Source organism: Maribacter sp. MS6 (genome assembly GCF_056839185.1).
On record NZ_CM166389.1, the window covers coordinates 3,090,494 to 3,110,386 of the forward strand.

Genomic DNA, 19,893 nt, shown 5'->3' on the forward strand with positions numbered 1-19,893 from the left:
TCCCCGTTTTACAGATTTCTTTTTTGCATTATAGTTCAATGTTCCATTTTTATCCATCAAAAATAGGAACCTATGTTTAGAAACTATATCAAGATTGCTTGGAGGAACCTGGTCCGGAGAAAAGGTCATGCCCTTATCAATATAGGAGGGTTGTGCATAGGTATTACGGTCTGCCTTTTGATTTTTTTGATTGTTCAATTTGAACTGAGCTTCGATAAATACCATACGAACAAAAAACTCATATTTAGGGTACTCACGCAATTTAGCTCAGAAACTGAGAATGAACATTCGACCAACAGCGGTGTACCGTTCGCCCTGCCCCAGGAACTGAAGACGGCCATACCGCAGATAGAGGAAAGTGCCACCGTATTTGCCGCATACGATATCCAGGTTCAAGTACTGGATGAAACGGGCGGTACATCGAAAAAATTCAAGGAAGAAGCGGGAATATTCTTTACTGAGCCCAGTCTTTTCGATATTTTCGATTTTGATTGGTTGGAAGGTAACCAAGCATCCCTAAAAGACCCCGATACCGTTATACTGAGTAAAGAAATAGCCGAAAAGTACTTCGGAACTTGGCAAGAGGCAACAGGAAAGGTGATTAAAGTCAACAACGGACTGTTGCTAAGGGTAACGGGGGTAATCGAAACCGTCCCTGTCAATTCAGACCTACAATTCAAAATAGTGATTTCATATGGCACCGGGTTCACTCGGCAACTGGCGAACTCGGATGATTGGGACAATATCAACGGTAATTTTGGCTGTTATGTGTTGCTAACGGATAAGGCAGCGGAATCCTTGGTAAATACACAACTAGATCTCCTTGCCCTGGAAAAAAAATCAGAGAACAATCAGGACGGTCTTATATTACAATCGTTGGAAGAAGTTCATTTTGATACCGAATCCGGAAATTTTAGTGGAAAAAGTATCAGTACCGAGCTTATTGGTGTGCTTTGGACAATCGCTATCTTCATTTTGTTTATCGCCTGTGTGAACTTTATCAACCTATCGACCACTCAGGCCATGGAACGGACCAAAGAGGTGGGCGTAAGAAAAGTCTTGGGAAGTACAAGGTCGCATTTGAAAATACAGTTTCTCACGGAAACGTTTTTGATAGTTCTATTCGCCATGATTTTCGCAATAGTCTTGACCATTGTATTGCTTGATCCCATCGGGAATATGTTGGACTTACCATTATCCATCAGTATCATAAACGTAGGTCAACTTATTCTATTCTTATTGTTATCCATAGTCTTGGTCACTCTTATGGCCGGGTTCTACCCGTCGGTCGTCCTTTCAAGGTTTAAGGCAGTTGACGCCCTGAAAAGTAGGGTGTTGAAAATAGGTTCAGGCGGTATTTCCCTTCGACGAAGTCTGGTAGTGATTCAGTTCGTCATCGCTCAAGCCCTGATTATAGGTACATTGATAATTTTACGGCAGATGAATTTCTTCATGGACCAATCCGTAGGCTTTGATAAAGATGCCATTATCAATATTTCCCTTCCACAGGATAGTATTTCACTCGGTAAGAGGGAATATTTTCGGAATCGAATCATGGCGGTAAACGGAGTGATCAACGCTAGTTATAGTTCCAATACGCCGCTTGACGAAAATAGGAACCAATGGAGCAGCTTTGTTTATAACAATGCCTCGGATGACACCGACTTCTATTCCATAGTCAAGGCAACCGACCATAATTTTCTGGACACTTACAAAATATCTTTGGTCGCGGGAAGGAACATAAGTTCTTTGCATACGTCCAATGAGTTCTTGGTCAACGAAACCTTGTTGAAAAAGTTGGGGGTTACAGATCCTCAGGAAGCCCTCAATAAGGAAATAGTGTTATGGGAAATTAAAAAGGGTCCTATCGTAGGCGTCATGAAAGACTTTCAGGACCATTCCTTTAAGGATGAAATTTCATCGGTAATACTGTTGCAGGATGAAGATCTATATGGTCAAATCGGCATCAAATTGGCATCCAACCAAACATCGGGGATACTAACGGATATTGAAAATTTATGGAACGATGTATTCCCGAACTATGTGTTCGACCATAATTTTTTGGAAGAAAAGGTTGCCAATTCCTATGAACAGGAGAAACGGCTATCGAATTTATACAGCTTAGCCGCTGGAATAGCAATTTTCTTAAGTGCGTTAGGACTCTTCGGTCTCGCTTCTTTTATGATAATGCAACGAATCAAAGAGGCGGGCATCCGTAAAATATTAGGAGCGACCAAAGAAAACATTGTTTTCCTGTTCTCAAGGGAATTTTTAACCTTGATCGTAATTGCTTTTTGTATGGCTTCCCCACTTGCATTGTATTTCATGGGTAAGTGGTTGGAACAATATGCCTACCGCATTGATATTGGATGGGCTGTTTTTGTTATCGGTGGAATTACGACACTATGTATTGCAATATTGACAGTTGGATACCAAGCAGTGACGGTCGCCAATAGTAGCCCGATAATAAGTTTACGGAACGAGTGATAGGTCACTTGGACCCGAGAATGTGGATTCATATTCCATGTTACGGGTATGATTGCCAAATACACAGATTACATTTCCCAAGGAGTTTATATTTCAAGAGTTTTGGAGAAACAATAAAATTTATATATCATGAAAAAAATGAGAATTAACAAAAGTCGAATTTTGAAATCCTTTACCAGTATATTGATGATTGTTGCGCTAACGATTTTCGTATCCTGTGAAAAAAGTGAAGAATCGTTTATTGAAGTAGATCTATCCATAGATTCCATTTCAGGAACGTATACCAAAGTTAATTCCACCATAGTCAATTCTGACAATGGAACGCCACAGGGATTTGAAACTTTGAAGGCCTTTATCGGGAACGAACTTGAACTATTGGAGGATGGCTCCTTTAACAGCTCAGATGGTGGGGGTGATTGGGGAGTCGAAGGTAGTACACTTTTTCTTTATCCAAAAAAAGGTGTCCCAATGAACTTTGAGCTAAAAAAACAAAATGATGAAACCTTAGATCTGCTTCAGCAGTACAGCTCGTACGATAATTATGCTGAGGGAATCATTGTTTATACTTTTATCAAGAAAGGAAACGGCACAGGGCTTGTTCAAGATTTACTATCTTCAATAGAAATATGGTTTTAGTATTCGAGCACAATTATTAAAACACTTAAGTAGAAAATTGAATCCGGACCATGAATAGACTCAGAACAGCATTTGGCCACCTCGCAATATGGTTTTGCTTACCCTTCATTATTTCTTTCTTTGTCTGGATTTTTTTCCGAAGTGTATTTTCGATAGAAAATAATAGTGTAGATTTTTCGGAAGTGTTTTTGGACAAGGGCAATATCCTGAACAACTTGATTATCCTTGTTATCGGAGCCTTTGGGTTTTATACCGTTTATTATCTTGTGGCACCTTTTTGTTTGGCAAAGTCAAGTTTTACTAAAATACTACTGAGCGTAGCAGGCATAATTTTATTCCCTGCCCTTTTCTTGTACCTAGCAAGTTTTTACTTTCAAGAAATAGACGAAATTTCATTGTTCATTGCTTACCCAATCTTAATACTTTTCACAATTCTAGGGGCTTTGTCCCGTGTTTGGAAATATAGCAGGACCAAAGAGCTGGAGAATGTTCAGTTAGAAAGTAAAACACTTGAAACCCGGCTAAATCTATTAAAAAATCAGATCAACCCACATTTCCTGTTCAACACTATAAACAATATTGACGTGATGATCGAAAGTAATCCTGTAATCGCGTCCGAGTATTTGAAAAAATTGGGGGATTTACTTAGGTTTATGCTCTATCGTGTGAATGATGTGGATATGATTCCTTTAACTGATGAAATCGAATATTTAAGAAAATACATCGATCTTCAAAAAATAAGATCGGTCAACCCTAATTTTGTGAATTTCAATATTACTGGAAATCCAAGTGCTATAACCATTGCACCAATGATTTTCATTGTATTCGTTGAAAATGCCTTTAAACATGTTGGTAACAAAAAAATGGATGGAGCCATTGAGCTTCACTTAGACATAGCTTCCGACTCATTATACTTTAAATGTAAAAATGTACTTAAAAATACTATTGAGGATAAAAACAGGAACGAAGGCGGCATAGGCTTGGTATCGGTTAAACAGCGACTGGATATGATATATAAGGATAATTACGAATTGAACATCCGATCCGATCGCGGCTATTATGAAACAACATTACAAATTGAGCTATCATGATTATAGACTGTATCATAGTTGAGGACGAACCTTTGGCTTTGGAGCGAACAAAAAACTATGTCCAAAAAATTTCGTTCCTGAATTTAGTGGGAGATTTCGATAACGGAATTGATGCATTGGGGTTTATGAAAACCGAACAGGTCCAATTAATCTTTCTCGATATAGAAATGGATGACCTTACCGGCATCGAATTGCTCAAAACCTTGGCAAACCCTCCGAAGGTAATCATTACAACGGCCTACGAGAATTATGCTTTGCAGGGATATGAATTGAATATTACCGACTATCTGTTGAAGCCTTTTAGTTTTGAGCGTTTTTTAAAAGCCGTTGAAAAAACATATGGGATTCTCAGCGCTAAAAGTATAGTTGAAAAAGACTATTTATTTGTCAAGACCGAATATCGGATGCAAAAGATATCATTTAACGATATCCTCTTCATCGAGGGCATGGGGGATTATCGTAATGTCCAGACAGCCGGAAAGAAAATATTGACGTTACAGACCTTTGGAGAGCTGGAGGGTTTTTTGCCAAAGGATAAATTTTGTCGTGTACATAAATCCTTCTTGGTTTCCATCAAGCAAATAGAATTCGTTGAAAGGAACAGAATCAAAATCGCTGACAAAAGAATACCGATAAGCGAAACTTATAAATACCGTTTTTTTGAATTAATAGGGTTTTCTGATAGAAAGTAAGAGTTCTTGTAAAGTCTTTTAAAAGGAACCATTTACGGCACACTAGTTTCTATTTCTTACCTTCATTAAAGAAATACTAAAGTTCAAATAAAGGATGGAATTCAATATCAGTTTTTGCTGTTAATAACGAATGAATTTAACACTTGAGATGGTAGGGGTAGTATTGAACTTGGCTTTTCTTTTTTTTCTTTTAAAGGAAAAAAAGATATGCTGGTTATTTGGAATCCTTGGTTCTCTTGTTAGTATTTACTTGTTTTATATCACTAAGCTATATTCTGAGTGTATTCTCTTCATTTACTATGTTATCATGGGCTTTTATGGCTTCTATCTTTGGAACAGAACCAATAACGATGAAGAGATTCTAAAAATTTCTAAGTGGAGCTTTTCAAGTCACATCAGAATTATAATATTGGGGTTTTTACTTGCTGGACTATTGGGCTATTATTTTGATAATTATAGCGATGCCAAAAAATCTTATCTCGATGCGTTCACAACTGTTTTTAGTTTTTTAGCCACCTATTTAGAAGCGAAAAAAGTATTGAGTACATGGATATTTTGGATTATATTGAATAGTCTAAGTATCTACTTGTATTTTACAAGGGGATTACATATTTACTCAATATTGGCAGTCATATATTTTGTCGTCTCATTTTACGGATATCTTGAATGGAAACGAAAATATAATCAACTGGACTATGGCCTAAAGTCTTTGGGAGACTAAAGTTCAAATAAACGATTTTTTAAATGTTATTCTGGATAATCATATTACTCTTTGTACCGGCTGTGATAACTGCCATATTTGGTTTAATTTCAGAGCGCAAGAAACGTCAAAGAACCTGCAAAAAATGGTTAGAGTATCAAGAAAGAGAAAACAATAAGTTCAAATAAAGGATTGATTACTAATATCGAATTATCATAAAAATATGAGAGAATTTCTATTAGTCTTAATGTCAATTTTATTTATCTCTTGTTCTGGACAGGCGAAAAATGAGTACCTGATTGAGACAAGTGATATTACCAATTTTTGGATAGCTTATGATTCTATTAAAAAGACAAATGACAAGGCTAAAGTATTTAAAGAATTATATCATGATAAGGCAAGTAACTTGTTTAAAGAGCAGCTCGTACTTTCTGGAGACATGCGGAATATTGAAAATTATTTAGAAAGTTTTGAGCAATACCCGAAGTTTTGGGAAAGTTTAAGGAAGCCTACTTTGGATATGCATGAGATTTCAGTTGATATCCATGCAAGCTTTGAAAAAGTAAAACAAGTTTATCCCAAGTTTAAACCGGGAAATGTTTGTGTATTCGTTACCCCAATGGTATTTCAAGGAAGAGCTTATAATAACGAGACAATCATAATGGCAGCAGAAATGAATGCACCGTTGACTGAAATTGATTTAAGCGAATTTGAGGAAGATATGTCTTTTATTTATGCAAATAATATAAGGTCAACCATCATACATGAGACCATCCATTTACAACAGAATTATGAATCTGAAAATGTATTAAGTGCTTGCATTAAGGAGGGTTCTGCAGATTTTTTAACGGAATTATTCTACGGCCAAGCTTTTGTAAGCCCTATGTATGAATTTGGAAGAGAAAATGAAAAATTACTGTGGTCCGAATTCTTAAATGATATGTACTCTGAAGATTGGAGTAAATGGTTGTACGGGTCGAGCAAAACCGATAAGCGGCCAATGGATACGGGCTACTTTGTCGGATACATGATTACTAAGTCTTATTACGAAAAGGCAAAAGATAAAAACATTGCAATTAAAGATATTATTGAGATAAAGGATTTTGATGAATTTCTTAGTACAAGTGGGTACTCAGAAAAGTTTAAATAAAGCATACAAACTATTCTCGAAATATAAATAAGAAGAACTCAAATTTATGGGAATATTCAATTTTAGAAAAAAGAAGGGATTAGAAAATAAATTTCATGAGAACTCTCAACTAATTGGAATCTATAAAATTGATGGAGTTGATTCTGCTAACCTAGTTGAGATAATATTTGATGAGGAAATTTGTGATTTTGATTGCGGAGAGATAACTCAAGAAATAGGAAACCAGAATAAACTTGATTGGCAAACCGCTTACGATGAAAAATATCTTAATGCAGATGGAACAAAGATAATAGGTGATGATTTTGACCAACCAAAAGAACTTGTTTCTTTTAGGATTGTATTTTTCTTTCACTATCTCGATATTTCAAAACCATTAATTTCTCAATATGGTCTGATTAATTTGACGGAGATTAAAGAGTTGCCAGAAAGATTAAAAAAATTAATTGAATATCGAGAAGTTGATTAAAAAACATGTTTACAAAGTTCAAATAAAGGATGAGTGTTCTAAAGTTGAAATAATAATTGTACAGTTTTTGTAACTTTACTTCAAAGTGATAATATGAGTACAGCAGAATTAAACAATACGAGGAAAGAATTGGTTGGTTGGATAAATTCTCTGACCGATGATTCCATATTGGGCTTGCTCAATTCCGTAAAGTTATCTAGCGAGGGTAAAAATACCGATTGGTGGTCAGAACTTACTGAAAGCGATAGAGTAAATATTCTATCTGGAATAAGGGAATATCAACAAGGTGATACCATGTCTTCGCAGGACTTTTGGAATGGTTTGACAAATGGATAAACCTTTTGAAGTAGAATGGACTAGGAGGTCATTGCTAAATGCCCTCTCCATAAAAGATTATTTGGCCAAAAAATTCAGCAAAAAAGAGGTGTTGAAGTTTGAAAAATTGCTTAGGCAATTTGAGTTAACGGTTTCTAATTTCCCATCACTATATCCAGAAACTCAAAGTCCCAAGCTTTTAAGACGAGCTGTTATTCATAAGAATACCACGATATATTATATTTTCGATAAAAACAAAGTTGTGGTAATAGCTATGAAAGACAACCGTCAGAAGTCGGCAAGTTAATAACCAAAGTTTAAATAAAGGATGATTAAAATACTTTATGGAAGTAATTTAAGTCTCTCATTAGAAATTATCGCCAAAAAATTGAAATGAAAAAATCAGCTTTACTAGTAATATTATTACTGCCAATATTATGCAGCGCTCAAAAAAAACTTGGTGCTGTTATAGGTATTAATAACTCGTCAATTTCTGAGGGCTTTCTGAGTGAAATTTATATAAGTGATAAGTTCGGGTTTCATATTGGAGGATTTTACGAAATTGAATTAGATGAAAAATTAATATTCAGACCCAAATTAATGTATTCTCAGCAGGGTAATAGGGATATTTACAGGAATATTAGAACTGAAAGATTGGACTATTTGAATGTACCGCTTGATTTTAAGTTTTTCGATACGACCTATTTATTGGTTGGTCCTCAGATCGGGTTTTTAGTCTCTGATAATAACTCAGTTTTTACTTCTGGACCTAAATCAACATTCGACATCGGAATTAAATTAGGATTGGGACATCGAATCAATGATTTTATTATAGAGGTGAATGTTTATCAAGGAATTAGTAAAGCGGTTCAAAATTTTGACTTTAACAAAGGGACTAATACCGTTATCCAACTAAGTACGGGATATTATATTTTCTAAAGTTTAATTAAACGATAAGTCTACTTAATAGATAGTCATCAATATTCAAACGAAATTAGTCTCATAAAACCTTACTTTATGAAACTTATAAATGAGACGGAAAATGAGACTGACTACGCTCTAACAAAACGATTAGAATGATACTATTGTCAAACAGCCGTTTCAAGGTATTAGAATGTTAATCTACCTCTATGCAGATTAAAGAATAGATTTTACGTCCATTTGATTTATGTTTCATTTCAAAACACTTTTTACTAATTAATTAGTATATCTACTAAATAATTAGTAGTATTGTTTCATAATTAATTTGGATATGAAAAAATTAACGGAAAGGGAGGACCAGATTATGCAAGTTATCTGGCAAAAGGAGGGAATGTTTATCCGAGAAATTTTAGAGGCTCTGCCAAAACCGGAGCCTCATTACAATACAGTAGCGACTATTGTAAAAATTCTGGTCAAAAAGGGATTTTTAGAATCCGAAAAGTTGGGGAATACGGATCGCTATAGTGCTGTAATCCCAATGGAAGCCTATCGCAAGGAACATATAGAGGATATCAAGGAAAAGTATTTCGGGAACTCTTTACCTAAAATGATGGCGCATTTTGCCAAACAGGAACAACTTTCAGATAAGGAAATCGATGAGCTAATCGAGATAATCAAATCAAAAAATAATATGCCATGATATTTCTCGCAAAAACTTCTATCGTAATTATGGTTTTGTTCGCCTTCTACAAGCTACTGCTGGAGCGTGAAAGTTTTTTTGCCGCGAACCGATTATATCTAATGGCCAGTCTATTATTGGCGTTCTCGCTACCGTTCATTTCATTACCAAAATTGGTAGAACATCAAGGCGCGGTTAGTATTTTGTTAGAACGGACAAGCAACGAAAAACCAGCACAGACCGAATTTGAACCGACGGTATTCGAAACAAAGGTTTCAGAAACCGAAAATAAGGAATCGATGGAAAATGGTAATTTCATTTCCTCTTCTCCCAAAAGTGGTTATAGTTTAGGTTTCTGGTTGTTCTTTATTTATATGTTCGGTGTCCTCATATTATCCGCACATCTAATTTTCCAGATTATCAGTATATTTTTAACGGTAACAAAAACAGATGATCGGGTTCAAGATTCGGAGTATACCATACTAAATGTAAGCGATGAGAATGGTCCTCGTTCTTTTTTCAAGTATATCTTCCTAAATCCCAACAATTACAATGCCGAGACCTACGAACAAATATTGGAGCATGAGAAAATTCATGTAGGACAAAAACATTCCATCGACTTGTTGCTCTCCGAAATCGCCGTAATCATTCTCTGGTTCAATCCATTTGTCTGGTGGTTCAGAAAAGATGTCGAGAAAAATATTGAATATCAAACCGATTACCTGCTTTTGCAATCTTCGATTGCGGAGCCACAGAATTATCAAATGAACCTATTGCAAATAGGGGTAGAGCGAAAACCGCTCACAATAGTATCGAATTATAATCAATCATTAATCAAAAAACGAATAATCATGATGAACAGGAAGAAATCGAACGCACACAGCTACTGGAAGTATGCATTTATCGCACCTACATTACTGGTGACATTATTATTGCTCAACCAACCTTTTTCGCTACAAGCACAAGATAAGATCGAATCAACTCAAATGAATGAAGATGAGGAACACAAAAATATTTATGACAATGATTTTGATCAAGATTTGACCCCATTGCTAAGAGCCGCATGGGATGGGAATTTCAAGTTAGTAAAAGAATTGATTGATCAAGGTGCAGACGTAAATTTCCTTCAAGAAGGCGATGGTACTGCCCTGCTATTGGCAATCCGTGGAGAAAATTATAAAATAGCTAGGTTTTTGATTGAAAAAGGTGCCGACCCTAACCTTGGCACCAATGGTGACGGGCATCCACTTTGGTTAGCCGCCAGAAAAGGAGATATAGAACTCGTGCGGCTTCTAATCAAAGAAGGAGCGAATGTAAATACGAAATTCCATGGCGATGGTAGTGCCTTAATCCAAGCCTGTAAAATGGGGAATTTGGAAATGGTCAAGGCTCTTGTGGAACTCGAAGCGGATATCAATATGGGGGTCAAAGGCGACGGAAATCCATTGATCATGGCATCTAAAGGAGGATATATTGAAACGGTCAAGCTCTTAATAGCATTAGGTGCTGACATAAATCAAGAAGTTCCCGGCGATGAAACTCCCTTAATTAATGCCAGTGAACAAGGACACTTGGATGTTGTCAAATTTCTGGTTGAAAAAGGAGCCGATGTTAATAAAGTGTGCACCGAACTTCATAATGGAAAAAAAAGGGTACGAACTGCCTTAAAAATGGCTCAAATAAAGGGTCATACTTCTTTAGTCGAATATCTTAAATCGGCAGGAGCTGAGAATTAACGTTCCAAAATACAGGATCGAGTAATTATCTACAAAATTGAAAATTTTCAACTCATTTAATACTGGTATGAACAAGATATTATGTCTTACAATACTCGCTATGTTCTTATCATTGGGGTGTAGCGAGTCAAAGGATAAACATCGTGAAGAATTGATTAGAAATATGGGGAATGAACTGGTGGGGAAAAAAGGAATGCCACCCGGAATGTCCATAGCAATAATGAAAAGGGGTAATATAGTATTTTCAGAAGGTTTTGGATATGCGGACCTTGAAAACAATAAACTGGTGACGGCCGAGACACAATTTCGTGCTGCATCGGTATCAAAAACAATGACTGCAACCGCCTTGGCCAAATTGGCTCAAGACCATCTTTTAAATCTCGATTTGCCCGTTCAAAACTATGTTCCTGAATATTCAGAAAAACAATACCCGATTTCGTCGAGGCAACTTGCTGGACATATTTCGGGCATACCACATTACTCCTCAACTGATAGTATTCAAAAGCGTTACTATAGTTCCGTAACGGAGTCTTTAAGAGTATTTTCCCATGAGGACCTTCTCAATATTCCCGGTGAAGTATATAATTATTCGACACATGGATATACGCTATTGTCAGCCGTTATTGAGGAGGCTTCAGGGCAAACATTCTTGGATTATATGAAGAACGCAATATTTCACCCTTTAGGAATGCTCAATACTGGACCCGACATGAGAATTGGGGAATCACAAAATATGACAATATTATATGGTCTTGACAAAGAAGAAAAACCGTATAAAATTGAAAACCCCGAGGACCCCAGTTACAAATGGGGTGGTGGTGGCATGATATCAACACCAACTGATTTGGTCAAATTAGGCAATGCCTACCTGAGCGGTTTTATAAAACCTGAAATGGTATCGGAAATGTTCGCAAGCCAAAAATTGAACTCAGGGGAAGAAACGGGAGTAGGTATAGGTTGGCGCCGCAATTGGGACATTGATGGACGCCCGGTTTTTGAACATGCAGGTGCTATGGGAGGGACGAGGAGCATTCTGAGCATTTTTCCCGAAAATAGCCTGGTCGTGGCCATAATGGCCAACACATATAGCCCAGCCTACATTGAAGAAACAGCCCATCTTATGGCTCTTCCATTTCTGAACTCCGCTACTCCAATAGAACAACCTAATGGAGAGTGGGATATTACTCTTAGGACAGTAGATTCTAAGGATAACGAAACCATAAAAAAAGGGATTCTTACACTAAATGGAAAAACTGATAAAATCATCCTTAACCCTAAGGGTTCAGATCAAGTTACTTATCCCTTGTTTTATATGCAATTGGAGAACAACTATGCACTTGTCCATCCTTATGGGCTGCTATACACGGAAATAGACTTGGACAACAATAATATAGAAGGTAATAGTATCCGCTATAGAAGTCCAAGAAATTATCCGCCAGCAAACGAAAAACCGTTTTTATCATTTGGAGGAAAGTGGATTCATAATAATTGATGACCACTTCTTAAAAGATTACAATACAATTTTTTGTGGGTCCTGTAGAACCAACATTGATAGTGGCTGCTGCTTTAATAGTGCTAGGTTAGATTTTATTGGAAATGTAACAACTTAAGAAGTAGCTCGTCTGAGTTTCGTATGAAGATGTCTTTGATTTTATTGTTGGTTTCAGTAATTCTAGGTTCATGTAAAAACGAGCCTGACTACCATTTCAATCAAGTGAATTGGAAACAATTGCATATTTTGACTTGGGGAGCAGGAGAGCCGGTGGTGGTCTTCCTAAATGGTGGTGGAAGTGATTTAGAAGATTTTAGTATAGTTCAGGAAAAAATCGCAAAAATTACCAAGACAATCTCTTATGATAAGCCAGGTATCGGAAAGTCTGAACTTACTGATTCTCCCAGAACATTGGAAAATTTATCTAATGAGTTAAAGGAACTATTGGCCAAGGAAGGGATTGGTAATACTCCGATAATATTTGTCGGACATTCAATGGGGGGTTACGTTGCGCGTTACTATTTGAATCGTTATCCAGATAACATTGTGGGTTTGGTACTTGTTGACCCTGGAAGCGAATATTTAGAAGAAGAGTATCGCAAAATCTCAACTGATGAGGAAAATAGAATAGCGGACAGCACATTGGCAGTTCAAATGAAGCTGATACCGAAGGGATTTCAAATGGAAGTCAAAGCGTATAATTCCCACGACTCGATTTTGAAAACTTTTTTAACAGGAACAGATATCCCCATTATTCTGCTCGAGTCCAATAAAGTGGAAAATGCATCTGACAAAATATTAATTGACCTTCAAAATAAACTGTATAGAGACTTTAAGAAAAAGGTTCCTCAGACCAAGATTATTTCTACTTCACAAAGTGGTCATTTCATACAGTTGGAAGAACCGGAATTGGTGATCGGAGCGATTAAAGAAATACTTTTGCAAGTTAATTAGCTTACTTCGTTAAAATTGTGAATACCGTAACTTGTAATTTTACCGAGTGAATTTTGAGCGAATAAGTGTAAACCGGTACATATATTCCGAAGTATAAGAAGTTACATAAAAACAACCTTTTTCGATACTAATTATCCAATGGTTGTCTTAGACTGCAAATTTCCAAAGTTCAAATAAAGGTTGAAATGACTGTAACAAAATAAAAACGAACTACTCCTTAAGGAAATCCATAGAAAACACTACCATTATGAAAAAAAGAATAAAGGCTGTTGTGTTAATGTCCGCCTTTTTTTTAGCATCTATCATTAGCGCCCAAGAATCCATTTCTCCCGAAGACTTGACCGTGCTCTTAGGAAAATGGACAGGTACTCTTACCTACTCAAATTATAGCGATGGTACGCCCATTACTATGCCTGCGGAATTAAACGTTAAAAAAGGTAAGAACAAATATCAATTGGTCCTTTTTACTAGCTATCCTAATGAACCCAATGCTAATAGCAAGGGCATGATTAAAGTATCAAAAGATGGTGCCATGCTGAATAAAGAACCTGTCATTTCCATAGAACAATTAGAAAACGAAGAAGTACATGTGATTACCGAATACGAAGGAAAAGACAACAACAAGAAGGCACTTATAAAAAACATTTACATCTTAGGAAAAAACAGGTTTGTCATTCGAAAAAAAGTAAAATTTGAGGATAAAAATACTTGGCTTACCAGAAATGAGTACCAGTACACTCGATAGTTCGTAATATGCAGTAAATTATTCTGCAATGAATCTTAATGTGCTATTTAGATACATGGTTTGGTATATTTTAAAAGGAAAATGAAATAGATTCAGAATAGTTCAAATAAAGGATGGCTTTTTTAAGAATCAGCTTTTCTGTTAGAATAGAATATTTTCAAAGCAACTAAGCTTTTATTTACGTCGATAATGAACTTCTGATACAGGTTATTTCTCAATGAATTAGCATGTGGATGGTTTAATTTAAACAACCTCTGTTAAAAGTTTAAGAGAAGGACTATTAACATATTCAACCATGTGAGTTATCTTTTTACTGAAAATCAGTTTGCTTTTCTTATGATTTGGCTTTAACCGAACCTGCTTTTTTCCATCATAATAGTTTGAATTAAAAGAAGATCAACAATAGTAATCGGGCTTGTTAACATCAATACCTGGCATAGAGCAGTGGACTGCGTTGTTTTGATAATGGCACTGATGGTTTTAGAAAATTGGGGACGGCAACACAACTTTGTAGTTATATTAGTATTACCCTAAGAATACATGAATCGGGGAGTAGCGATAGAGGTGGTGCACGGACAAGCAAGATTGGTAATAGAAAGTTGCTCAACCTTCTTTTCTTATGTTACTCTACCACGCACAAGCACAAAAAGGCAGGTTAGGCCGTTTATAGGGGTGTCGAGAACTAGGGGAAGAGCAAGAAACTGGCATTGTTTTGATCAATAAACTACTAAGAAAATGTTGTGCTATTACAAAATCAAGGAGGCCATATGATGAAGATCACGTTTCAATGTTTTCTGTATTATTAGCAAAGAAAGATAATAGGACAAGCCCGAAGAATCAAATATTGGAATTTATGGGCCTCGAGTTAATATGCCCCAGATTAAGGGAGAATTTCTTTTTTTTGTACCTCAGTTCTTTGTTAGCCATACTTATTTCTTTCTAGTTTCCATTCGGTCAATTCCTTGTTCTATTTGTTGTATTCTGTATTTCTCAACTTCACCATTATCATTTAAAAAAAAAGTGTAGCTCACTTCGGGCGAAAAACCATCGACTATGAACTTTGTTTTTGAAACTGGTATTAGTTCTAATTTTACTTGCGGGTTCAAAGGCACCCAGAGAGATTTGTTTTCAAAGATGATTTCTGTTTCATTCCCTTTTTCAGACAGATATATTCCTGCGTATTTCTTTTGAGTTTCATCCATCAGTCTAAAGGTTTTCTCAACATCTAGTCCATACAAGATTTTTTTGGTGTTAGCTATGGGTATTTTTGTTTTACCGGTCGCATTACCATTATTTTGAAGTATGATTATTGTTTTGTCTTTTTCAAAATGTTTTTCTAAATATGTTACGTAACCTGCCCAATCTCCACTATGAAAAACAGTATTCCCATAATTTTCGTGGTCTCTAATAAACCAACCAAAACCATAATTAATAGGTTCCCCAGAATCCAGTTTTGAGTAGGAGTATAGAATTTTTGTATCTTCTTTTGAAAGCAAATTGTTATTAGCTAAACTTCTATCCCATTTATACAAATCTGAGGTTGTTGAATATATTCTTCCCTGTCCGTAAACACCATCAAATGACTTTCCATAATCACTATGTCCAAGATAAGTACCTGTAGAATCTTTTGTATATCCAAGCGCTAAATTTTCAATTTGCAAACTGTCTTTGTAAACAAAAAGGACATTGGTATTATTCATTTCCAAAGGTTTGAAAATATTTTTCTTTAGAAATTCTGCGTAAGTTATTTTAGTTACTCTTTCAATTATAGATGCCAACAATAGATAACCTGTATTGCTATAAGTCCATTTTTCATTAGGTTTAAAAACAATTTCCGGTCTTTCTTTTTCAAATAATTGTATAACATATTCATTTGTAGCTATAATAGATTTATTGCCTTTTTGGTCCAATAAGTTCATATAATCAGGTAATCCTGAAGTATGATGGATTAGATGATTAATTGTAATTCCTTTATAAAAGTTGAGTTCAGGAATATATTTCGTTATTTCGTCATCAAGGGATATTAAATTTTCTTTATCCAACATAAAAATAGCCGTAGCGGTAAATTGTTTAGTTACAGATGCTAAATTGAAAATAGAATTTATGTTTAAATTTCCTTTCTTTTCTCTATTAGCAATTCCGTAGCTTTTTTGAAGAAGAATAGTATCATTTTCCGCAATAAGCACATTTCCGTTAAACTCTCCATATTCAAGCAACTCGCTGTACAAAGAATCTAATTTTTTGGATTTATTTTTGTGAGTTTCATTGAGCTTGAAAGCTCTAGTTGATTCTTTGCAAGATGCGAATACCAATAATATAGTTAAAGCAAAAAAGATTTTTTTCATTGTTCGAATTATTTAATTCTACAAATGTAGAGATAAATATTTAATTCTACAACTGTAGAGATTCAATTGTTTGAACCATTTTTTTATAGTTATAAATAACTTTTTGGCTATGACAAGTAGTGTAAGCTCCCTCTGAAACCGAACTGTTTAAAGGGAGGAGGTCGTTTATTTCTCCTACAACCAACTCATGCTTGAGCTCTAAGCCTATGGGAAGTAAAAAATAGCCATTAAACCATCGTATAGCCAGAGAATCAATGATTTTTTCAACTAAAAAACTACAAAGGAGATTCCTATTTTATATTGCCATAAGCGTGCCTAAGACCGGCCAAAAGGTGAATTCGTCCAAATTAGGGTAATGATGGTCATCTCGAAAAGTAACATCTCAGCTAAATCTTCCAGTTTGATGAATTTCTGAAATGGGGTTAATATTGACCTTTTGATTATAAGGTAACGGATTGGTTGTTTTATTCGAACCTTTTTCGATACTAAGTATCCAATGATTATCTTAGGCTTGCGAATTACAAAGTTTAAATAAAGGATGGAATACCTCGCAAGATAGAAATATAGTAACTTGCAAATAGATAACATTTTTAGGCGCCCTTTTTAAATGAACGAATACGTTACTGTAAAAACTTACATGTTTCCATATGAGCTTTTTATTGATAGGAGTAAGCTCGAATCTTATGGAATTGAATGTTTTGCCAAAGACGAATTTACTGTCCAAGTACATAATTTTTACTCTCAAGCTATTGGCGGCATTCGATTACAGGTTAGGGCTAATGATATTCAAAGGGCTGAAGAAATATTAAAGGATAATCCTGAGTTAAATGAAGACTATGAAGATTCTGAAATTAAATGTCCTAATTGTAATTCTGGAAATGTTACAAAAATTAAACTTAATAGGGTAAGGTCAATCGTTGCTCTTATGCTTATTGGATTGCCGATTCCTTTTCCGGCAAGTAAGTATCAATGCTATAAATGCCACTCTGAATTTAAAGAAGAATAAGGAAAAGGATAAAACCAAAGTTCAAATAAACGATAAGTTAGGGCAAATTGTCGGCGGACCAATATGCAATATATAATCAAATTAAAAATGAAAAAAGGACATTTAAATTGGAATATTCTAGCTGTATTTCTTTTCGTAGCAATGATAATGCAAGGCTGCGATAAAACGGATGATTGTACAAGGATAGATAGGATAGGAGGAGGCCTTCTTCCCGAACAAGATATTGAAGTTCCTTGTGATTTTCCAGAACCCTTGCCCATAGGAATTCTTGATAAAGTAGAGTTTTCAACTGAGTATTAAGTAAGGACACTTTGTTGGTGAACCGAGAATAAATTTAATAGTTCAAATAAAGGATTCTTTACCAGCTAGGATGAAGGCATAAAAAAGCCGATAACAAATATCGGCCTAGACTAGCTAACTCAAACTTAAGAACGTATCCATGAATGGAACTGTAAAGTTACTAGGGCTTAATAGAATGACAGAAAGATATAGTTGACCAAATGGTTACTAAATTGTATTTTCCAAATTCAAATTAAGGATTAATTAGAAATGGATTTATCAGATTTTATTAAGGACGTATATCAAGATTTGCCCATGTTACCTAAGGAATCGCCTCCTTGGAAAATAATCGGCAATCTTGAGATAATGCTTAAAGATTTACTTCCCAAGTTAGAATCAAAAAATTATATGATATCAAATCGTGTGGCGGTTCATAAAACTGCTCTGGTTGAAAATGGAGTAACGCTTAAACCAAACACAATAATTGGACCGCGTTGTACTATAAAGTCCGGTTCATATTTTCGAAATGGCGTTTATTTGGTAAGTGATGTAGTTATAGGTGCAAATTGTGAGATTAAGCAGAGTATCATATTGAAAAATTCAAGTGCAGCACACCTAAACTACATTGGGAACTCACTAATCGGAGAGGACGTCAATTTAGAAGCTGGATCTGTTCTTGCCAATCATTTCAATGAACGAGTAGACAAAAGTATTCGAGTCTTGTTAAAAGGTATGATAGTAGAAACCAATATGGTCAAGTTCGGCTCGTTAATAGGAGATCATTCTAGAATAGGGGCGAATTCCGTACTCAACCCTGGAACTATATTGCAACCGCGATCTATTGTTCCTCGCTTAAAACATATAGACCAATTAAAATAGAACGAAGTTGAAAAGTTCAAATAAAGGATTCCTTTTATCAACCGAGTTAGTCTTAATAATTTACTAGGATACGGTGCAAATAATCACTATATTGCACCATATACACTATTTTATGCAAACTTCTAGAAAGTCAATAACATTTACGGACCAACAGGATAGCTGGATAAAGCTTAGGGTTGAAAAAGGTGATTTCACTAACGATAGTGAATATATCCGTTATTTGGTAAGAAAGGATCAAGCGGAGAATATGAAACTTTTAGAATTAAAGCAAGCCATTGATGAGGGCCTGCAAAGCGGTAGAAGTGCCCTAAAAATCCGGGATATAATCAAGAAGGTGGATAATGGGGAACTATAATTTATCAACTAGAGCTCAATTTGACATTGTTGGTATATATAAACATGGCATCAAGTTTTTTGGCGCAGAGGAGGCTACAAATTATTTAACTCAATTAGAAAGTTTTTTGGAGGAATTAGCAGAACGTCCTGAATTATCTAGAGATGCTTCCCCAATAGCTAACGCTTTGAAATTTTACAATTTCAAAGGTCATGTTATCTATTATTCATTTGATAATCATGAGGAAATATTCGTGGTTAGGATACTCTGCAAAAGAATGAATTTTGAAGAACATCTATAAAGTTCAAACAAAGGATACCTAGCTTTTGAGCGGAGCAGCTGGTAATAATTTTGAAAAATATAGTATGACCACTAAAAAATTAATGATTTTCACTTTTTTAAGCTTTCTATTTACCATAAGTTGTGAAGAAGCAAAAAAACATCGGACTGAATAAATCGTGAATCAACAAATAGATGTTGAACAGGAAAAAGAAGCAATTTTAGAAGCGTTAAATAATGAAACTAAGGCGGCTTTTCAGCGAGACTATGAAGCTTGGAAGGAAAAATGGGTTCACGACTCAAACATAACAAAAATCTATATTGACTTCCCTGAAAGTACTTTTTCCGAATCAGTCGGCTGGAATGAAATAAGCCAATTCGTAAAGGCTTTTATTGAAGATTATCCCGAACCTGAACCTATCCCTAAGTTGTTGGATAAAATAGATGTTCGCCTCTATGATGACGGTGCTTGGGTTACCTACGAACAACAGGATTCCCTTCGCGGACGTAAACGAGAGACTAGGCTCATGGAAAAAGTAAATGGGAATGGAAAATTGCAGATATGCAAACGACTATTTATGGATTCGAAACTAATGAAACCGAATAAAAATTGTTGGCAGGAAACAACAGAGCTAAACAAAAGTTTAAATAAAGAATTATCTCTATACACTTGAAATTTTATTTTTAATTTACCCTTATCAACAGGA

At 35.4% G+C, this 19,893-nt stretch carries 23 protein-coding genes; 22 read left to right on the forward strand and 1 reads right to left on the reverse strand.

Annotated features, from left to right (window positions below):
* Positions 1–72: 72 nt before the first annotated feature.
* From MS6x_RS13515 to MS6x_RS13590, 16 genes are all read left to right on the forward strand, one after another.
* Complete coding sequence (locus tag MS6x_RS13515) at positions 73–2,487, forward strand: ABC transporter permease (protein ID WP_482602920.1); 2,415 nt, start codon at positions 73–75, stop codon at positions 2,485–2,487.
* Positions 2,488–2,616: 129 nt separating this feature from the next.
* On the forward strand, positions 2,617–3,123 hold the full coding sequence (locus tag MS6x_RS13520) for a hypothetical protein (RefSeq protein WP_482602922.1): 507 nt from the start codon (positions 2,617–2,619) through the stop codon (positions 3,121–3,123).
* 50 nt (positions 3,124–3,173) lie between these two features.
* A complete protein-coding gene (locus tag MS6x_RS13525) occupies positions 3,174–4,214 on the forward strand; it encodes a sensor histidine kinase (protein ID WP_482602924.1) in 1,041 nt (346 codons plus the stop codon).
* On the forward strand, positions 4,211–4,906 hold the full coding sequence (locus MS6x_RS13530) for a LytR/AlgR family response regulator transcription factor (protein WP_482602926.1): 696 nt from the start codon (positions 4,211–4,213) through the stop codon (positions 4,904–4,906). The genes MS6x_RS13525 and MS6x_RS13530 overlap by 4 nt, the downstream gene beginning before the upstream one ends.
* A gap of 130 nt (positions 4,907–5,036) precedes the next feature.
* Positions 5,037–5,627 carry a nicotinamide riboside transporter PnuC gene (gene pnuC / locus MS6x_RS13535; protein WP_482602928.1) on the forward strand — a complete coding sequence of 197 codons (591 nt, stop codon included), beginning with the start codon at positions 5,037–5,039 and terminating at the stop codon, positions 5,625–5,627.
* A gap of 202 nt (positions 5,628–5,829) precedes the next feature.
* Complete coding sequence (locus MS6x_RS13540; protein ID WP_482602930.1) at positions 5,830–6,756, forward strand: gliding motility protein GldB-related protein; 927 nt, start codon at positions 5,830–5,832, stop codon at positions 6,754–6,756.
* Between the two features lie 46 nt (positions 6,757–6,802).
* The gene (locus MS6x_RS13545; protein WP_482602932.1) at positions 6,803–7,222 is read left to right on the forward strand and encodes a hypothetical protein; all 420 of its coding nucleotides are present in this window, start codon (positions 6,803–6,805) and stop codon (positions 7,220–7,222) included.
* A gap of 93 nt (positions 7,223–7,315) precedes the next feature.
* On the forward strand, positions 7,316–7,558 hold the full coding sequence (locus MS6x_RS13550; RefSeq protein WP_482602934.1) for a hypothetical protein: 243 nt from the start codon (positions 7,316–7,318) through the stop codon (positions 7,556–7,558).
* The gene (locus MS6x_RS13555; protein ID WP_482602936.1) at positions 7,551–7,844 is read left to right on the forward strand and encodes a type II toxin-antitoxin system RelE/ParE family toxin; all 294 of its coding nucleotides are present in this window, start codon (positions 7,551–7,553) and stop codon (positions 7,842–7,844) included. Before MS6x_RS13550 ends, MS6x_RS13555 begins: the two co-directional genes overlap by 8 nt.
* A gap of 86 nt (positions 7,845–7,930) precedes the next feature.
* Positions 7,931–8,476 (forward strand): outer membrane beta-barrel protein, encoded by a 546-nt coding sequence (locus MS6x_RS13560; RefSeq protein ID WP_482602938.1) that lies wholly within the window; start codon positions 7,931–7,933, stop codon positions 8,474–8,476.
* 313 nt (positions 8,477–8,789) lie between these two features.
* Positions 8,790–9,158: a BlaI/MecI/CopY family transcriptional regulator gene (locus MS6x_RS13565; RefSeq protein ID WP_482602940.1), complete on the forward strand. Its 369-nt coding sequence runs from the start codon at positions 8,790–8,792 to the stop codon at positions 9,156–9,158.
* Positions 9,155–10,873 carry an ankyrin repeat domain-containing protein gene (locus tag MS6x_RS13570; RefSeq protein ID WP_482602942.1) on the forward strand — a complete coding sequence of 573 codons (1,719 nt, stop codon included), beginning with the start codon at positions 9,155–9,157 and terminating at the stop codon, positions 10,871–10,873. The genes MS6x_RS13565 and MS6x_RS13570 overlap by 4 nt, the downstream gene beginning before the upstream one ends.
* Before the next feature lie 67 nt (positions 10,874–10,940).
* Positions 10,941–12,365: a serine hydrolase domain-containing protein gene (locus MS6x_RS13575; RefSeq protein ID WP_482602944.1), complete on the forward strand. Its 1,425-nt coding sequence runs from the start codon at positions 10,941–10,943 to the stop codon at positions 12,363–12,365.
* A 147-nt stretch (positions 12,366–12,512) separates the two neighbouring features.
* Entirely contained in the window at positions 12,513–13,319 is an 807-nt protein-coding gene (locus tag MS6x_RS13580) for an alpha/beta fold hydrolase (RefSeq protein ID WP_482602946.1), read from the forward strand.
* Between the two features lie 247 nt (positions 13,320–13,566).
* The gene (locus tag MS6x_RS13585) at positions 13,567–14,064 is read left to right on the forward strand and encodes a hypothetical protein (protein WP_482602948.1); all 498 of its coding nucleotides are present in this window, start codon (positions 13,567–13,569) and stop codon (positions 14,062–14,064) included.
* A 488-nt stretch (positions 14,065–14,552) separates the two neighbouring features.
* Positions 14,553–14,723: a transposase gene (locus MS6x_RS13590; RefSeq protein WP_482602950.1), complete on the forward strand. Its 171-nt coding sequence runs from the start codon at positions 14,553–14,555 to the stop codon at positions 14,721–14,723.
* 270 nt (positions 14,724–14,993) lie between these two features.
* Here the strand turns inward: MS6x_RS13590 and MS6x_RS13595 are convergent, their stop codons facing one another.
* Positions 14,994–16,409: a serine hydrolase domain-containing protein gene (locus tag MS6x_RS13595; protein ID WP_482602952.1), complete on the reverse strand. Its 1,416-nt coding sequence runs from the start codon at positions 16,407–16,409 to the stop codon at positions 14,994–14,996.
* Between the two features lie 607 nt (positions 16,410–17,016).
* Here MS6x_RS13595 and MS6x_RS13600 point away from each other — a divergent pair.
* The 6 genes from MS6x_RS13600 (at position 17,017) to MS6x_RS13625 (ending at position 19,860) form a co-directional block, all read left to right on the forward strand.
* Positions 17,017–17,415: a putative signal transducing protein gene (locus MS6x_RS13600; RefSeq protein ID WP_482602954.1), complete on the forward strand. Its 399-nt coding sequence runs from the start codon at positions 17,017–17,019 to the stop codon at positions 17,413–17,415.
* Between the two features lie 87 nt (positions 17,416–17,502).
* A complete protein-coding gene (locus tag MS6x_RS13605) occupies positions 17,503–17,715 on the forward strand; it encodes a hypothetical protein (RefSeq protein ID WP_482602956.1) in 213 nt (70 codons plus the stop codon).
* 249 nt (positions 17,716–17,964) lie between these two features.
* Complete coding sequence (locus tag MS6x_RS13610; RefSeq protein WP_482602958.1) at positions 17,965–18,573, forward strand: DapH/DapD/GlmU-related protein; 609 nt, start codon at positions 17,965–17,967, stop codon at positions 18,571–18,573.
* 112 nt (positions 18,574–18,685) lie between these two features.
* A complete protein-coding gene (locus MS6x_RS13615; protein ID WP_482602960.1) occupies positions 18,686–18,928 on the forward strand; it encodes a type II toxin-antitoxin system ParD family antitoxin in 243 nt (80 codons plus the stop codon).
* Positions 18,915–19,208, forward strand: a complete 294-nt coding sequence (locus tag MS6x_RS13620; RefSeq protein ID WP_482602962.1) for a type II toxin-antitoxin system RelE/ParE family toxin — start codon at positions 18,915–18,917, stop codon at positions 19,206–19,208. Before MS6x_RS13615 ends, MS6x_RS13620 begins: the two co-directional genes overlap by 14 nt.
* A 157-nt stretch (positions 19,209–19,365) precedes the next feature.
* The gene (locus tag MS6x_RS13625; RefSeq protein WP_482602964.1) at positions 19,366–19,860 is read left to right on the forward strand and encodes a hypothetical protein; all 495 of its coding nucleotides are present in this window, start codon (positions 19,366–19,368) and stop codon (positions 19,858–19,860) included.
* The last annotated feature ends 33 nt before the right edge of the window (positions 19,861–19,893 follow it).